Raw genomic sequence first — 369 nt, forward strand, 5'->3', positions numbered from 1 at the left:
CCAGTGGAACTGCCATGAAAACAACAACAATGCGTTATGGGCGGCACATGCCTCTCAGTGCTATCGCGGCGGCTATTGCAGTGATCAGCGCGCCTACTGCTCAAGCAGTTACGTTCAACATTGGAGAAATTCAGGGCCAGCTCGACAGCAGCCTATCTGTCGGTGCTAGCTGGTCACTGCGCAGCCCTGATCGCGACATGATCGGTGATAACAACGGAGGCCGAGGCTCTTCCTCCACCGGTGACGATGGCCGCCTGAACTTCAAAAAGGGCGAGACCATCTCGAAGATCTTCAAAGGCATCCATGACCTAGAGCTGAAGTACGGCGAGACCGGCATCTTCCTGCGCGGGAAGTACTGGTATGACTTCG

1 protein-coding gene is annotated in these 369 nt (G+C 55.6%); it reads left to right on the plus strand.

The features are described 5' to 3' along the window. Window positions 1-14: 14 nt before the first annotated feature. The coding region (locus IB232_RS23415; RefSeq protein ID WP_192400906.1) for a DUF1302 domain-containing protein at window positions 15-369 on the plus strand (355 nt) is incomplete at its 3' end.

The sequence above is a fragment of the Pseudomonas sp. PDM15 genome (genome assembly GCF_014851565.1).
Classification (GTDB): Bacteria; Pseudomonadota; Gammaproteobacteria; order Pseudomonadales; family Pseudomonadaceae; genus Aquipseudomonas.